The organism is Gordonia sp. 852002-10350_SCH5691597 (genome assembly GCF_001665715.1).
Classification (GTDB): domain Bacteria; phylum Actinomycetota; class Actinomycetes; order Mycobacteriales; family Mycobacteriaceae; genus Gordonia; species Gordonia sputi.
The window spans coordinates 1-3,561 of sequence record NZ_LZMO01000107.1; the positions used below are offsets into that span (position 1 = coordinate 1).

Genomic DNA, 3,561 nt, shown 5'->3' on the forward strand with positions numbered 1-3,561 from the left:
TCGGACTGATCCTCGGGCCTGTTCTCGTGGTCTGCGCGACGCTCGGCGATCTGGTCGAGTCCCAGATCAAACGCGACCTCGGCATCAAGGACATGGGCACGCTGTTGCCGGGACACGGCGGGATCATGGATCGCCTCGACTCGCTGCTTCCCTCGGCATTCATCGTGTGGTGCGTGCTCACCGCACTGCTCTGACCGCCTCCGCCGCAACGTCGTGTCAGTGGTCCACGGGGGCCTTTCAGCCCGGGCCGGCGATCGCGAGTAGGTGGTCGCGCGCGAATTTCTCGACGTCGTCGTAGTTCGCCAGCGGCACGCGCACCTCGGGTGTCAGCAGGATGGAATGTGTGATGCGCACTAGAATCTCCGCGCGTGACGCCAACTCGTCGTCGTCGAGCGCGACGTCAGGGGTGCGCAGGATGTCGGCGGTTGCCTCCACGGCGGCGGCGAGGATGAACGATCCGTTGAGCGTCAACTGTTCGAGCACCGACGCGGGCTCGAGCTCGAGGAGCCGATTCCACACCGGGTTGCCTCGTACGGTCGTCACCGTGGTCGCGAATGCGGTGACCACTCTGTCGGCGTAGGTATCCGCGGCGTCGGCTGCGGCGCGTACGTCGGCGAACAGGCGCGTTGCCTCGCGGATCAGGACCGCGGTCAGCACCTCGTTGCGCCCGCCGATCCGGCGGTAGACGGTGACACGTCCGACGCCCGCTCGCTTGGCGATGTCGTCGACCGTGGCACGACGGATCCCGATATCGGCGAAGACGTCGAGCGCGGCGTCGAGAATCGGGTCGGATGCGGCGTCGACGCCCGCCCCTGCGGTGAACAGACCGGGTACGGACATGGTGTCAGCGTAAACGACGTCCGGCTATTGAAACACTGAAGCAAGATGTGTTTCACTGTTCGCGTCAGGGAGGTGACGTGACTCACGTAGTCGTCGCCCCGAGTTGGCACGAGGAGGAGGGTCCGTGACGCACGCACAGCCACAGGAGCAGGCGCACGAGCAGGCATACCGGGCGCGCACACGCGAGTACGACGAGGAGGCGTTGGCGATCAACGCTCGTCCCGTTCGATTCGACTGGAGCGGAGTGCCGCTGGAGTACATCCCCGGCGAGCCGTACGCGACGCACTTCTGGAACGTCATGCACCTCGTCCTGCCCGAGGGGGAGCGAGCCATGGCCGACGTGTTCGCGCAGGCGCTTGTGCTGATCGACGACCCTCGACTACGGGAGGAGGTCGTCGGATTCGTCGGTCAGGAGGCCACGCACGCGTCGTCGCATGAGGGGTTCCGAAAGTACCTGATCGCCAACGGGGTCGAGATCGGGCCCGTCATGGCACGCATCGAATTCGCGGTCGAGAAGATCTTCGGCGATCACGGCATCACCGACGGCCGCGCGAGCAGGGCGTGGCTGTCGGAGCGCCTCGGAATCTACGCGGCAGCAGAGCATTTCACCGCGGTGGTGGGTGAGTGGCTGCTCGACAACACGGCCTTCGACGACGTCGGCGTCGATCCCACCATGCTCGATTTGCTCCGGTGGCACGGTGCGGAAGAACTCGAGCATCGAAACGTCGCGTTCGATGCATTCCAGTACGTCGACGGCGGCTACTTTCGTCGTGCGCGCACCGCACTGATCGCCTCGACAGGGCTTGCCGCACTGTGGTTTTCGACTGCGGCGTACCTCTATCGCAACGACGCGACCATCGCTCGACGCCGCCCGTGGCCGGTGGCGTTCGCGCTTGCGGCACGTCGGCACATGATTCCCGGAATCTCGTTCCTGTTCGAGCAGATCTACCTGTACCTCCGCCCGGGGTTCCATCCGTCGAGCATGGGCGATATCGACAAAGCCGTTCGCTACCTGGCGATCTCACCGGCGGCGCGGGCGGCGGAGCAGTGAACTATCTTCCACCACCCACCACAGACGTCGACAATCCGACGCCGGTCCTGCGTGAGATCCACCGGTTGGCGCGGGGCTATTCTCGCGTGTTCGCGCAGGCGCGTCTCGCCGACCGACTCTCGCGGCCGAATCCGGTGCGGCGGGTCGGATTCGACATGCGACTCGACGTGGTCGAGAGTGTCGAGGCGGTCGACGGGGTGCGCCTGGTCACCCTCGCCCGACCTGACCGATCAGCCCTGCCCGTGTGGAGTCCCGGCGCACACATCGACGTGTTCACCCCGTCCGACCGGCAGCGCCACTACTCGCTCACCGGCGATCCCGCCGACACCACCACCTATCGAATCGCGGTGCGGCGCATACCCGACGGGCTCGGTTCGGCGGAGATGCATGTGCTGCGAGCTGACGATCAGTTGCGGATCCGGGGACCGCGCAACGCATTCAACTTCGCCGCCACCGCACGATGTCTCTTCGTTGCGGGCGGGATCGGCATCACCCCGATCCTCCCGATGGTCCGCGAAGCACACGCGCGCGGTCTCGACTGGCAGCTCGTCTACACCGGCAGGTCGCGGGCGACGATGCCCTTCCTCGACGAACTGCTCGCGCTCGATCGCGACCGGGTGCGTATTCACGCCGACGACGTCGACGGCCCGCCCGACATGGCCGACCTCCTCGGCGTGGGCATCGGGAGTGGCAGTGCCAGCGACACCGCGCCGATCTACCTGTGCGGACCGTCGAGCATGCTCGCCGCGACGCGACGCCTCGTGGTGCAGCACGATCCCGGGCGCGAACTACACAGCGAAAGGTTCAGTCCGCCACCGGTTGTCGACGGCGGGCCGTTCCGGATCGACTTCGCCTCGGGCGGCTCGGTCGATGTGGCCGCAGACGAGAGCGCCCTCGCGGCGATCCGCCGCGTGCGACCCGACGTGCGCTACTCGTGCCAGCAGGGCTTCTGCGGGGCGTGTCGCGTGCGGGTGCTCGCCGGCGCCGTCGAGCACCACGACCGCGTACTGATCGGTGACGAACGCGACGATTCGATGATGATCTGCGTCTCGCGCGCAGCAGACGACCACGTTGTGGTCGACCTCTAGGAGGAACCACACAGTGCACGATTCAGCCCAACAACACCCTGCCAAACACGATTCAGTCCAGCACGATTCAGTCCAGCAAGCCCCAACCCGACACGACCCGGCCAGGCGGCACTTTCACGTGGCGATCATCGGCGCGGGATTCGGCGGCATCGGCGCCGCGATTCGATGCTTGCAGAACGGATTCGACGACCTCGTGGTGTTCGAGCGCGCCGCAGCTGTTGGCGGAACGTGGGAGGTCAACACGTATCCCGGTGCGCAGTGCGACATCCCGTCGGCTCTGTACTCGTTTTCGTTCGCACCCAACCCGGACTGGACGCGCCTGTATCCGTTGCAGCGTGAGATCCAGGCGTACATCGCCCGGTGCGCTGCGGATTTCGGCGTCACACCCCACATCCGGTGCGGTCACGACGTCACCGATGCGTCGTGGGACGACCTCGCGCAGGTGTGGCGACTGACGGTCAACGGATCGTCGTTCACCGCTGATGTCCTCGTCGGCGCGACGGGTCCGTTCAGCGAGCCGTCCCGTCCCGACATTCCCGGACTCGACGACTTCGACGGCGACGTCTTCCACTCCGCGCAGTG

Annotated in this window: 5 protein-coding genes; 4 read left to right on the forward strand and 1 reads right to left on the reverse strand. The window is 66.3% G+C overall.

Going from position 1 to position 3,561, the window contains the following annotated elements; genetic code table 11:
• Window positions 1-194, forward strand: a 194-nt coding sequence (locus tag A5777_RS07950; RefSeq protein ID WP_197502318.1) for a phosphatidate cytidylyltransferase, incomplete at its 5' end; no start/stop codon positions are given.
• Window positions 195-237: 43 nt separating this feature from the next.
• Here A5777_RS07950 and A5777_RS07955 read toward each other — a convergent pair.
• Window positions 238-840, reverse strand: a complete 603-nt coding sequence (locus A5777_RS07955) for a helix-turn-helix domain-containing protein (protein WP_064862231.1) — start codon at window positions 838-840, stop codon at window positions 238-240.
• 124 nt (window positions 841-964) lie between these two features.
• Here A5777_RS07955 and A5777_RS07960 point away from each other — a divergent pair, with 124 nt between their 5' ends.
• From A5777_RS07960 to A5777_RS07970, 3 genes are all read left to right on the forward strand, one after another.
• Window positions 965-1,891: a metal-dependent hydrolase gene (locus tag A5777_RS07960; RefSeq protein WP_064862232.1), complete on the forward strand. Its 927-nt coding sequence runs from the start codon at window positions 965-967 to the stop codon at window positions 1,889-1,891.
• The gene (locus tag A5777_RS07965) at window positions 1,888-2,979 is read left to right on the forward strand and encodes a PDR/VanB family oxidoreductase (RefSeq protein ID WP_064862233.1); all 1,092 of its coding nucleotides are present in this window, start codon (window positions 1,888-1,890) and stop codon (window positions 2,977-2,979) included. The genes A5777_RS07960 and A5777_RS07965 overlap by 4 nt, the downstream gene beginning before the upstream one ends.
• Window positions 2,980-3,097: 118 nt before the next feature.
• Window positions 3,098-3,561, forward strand: a 464-nt coding sequence (locus tag A5777_RS07970; protein WP_156529316.1) for a flavin-containing monooxygenase, incomplete at its 3' end; no start/stop codon positions are given.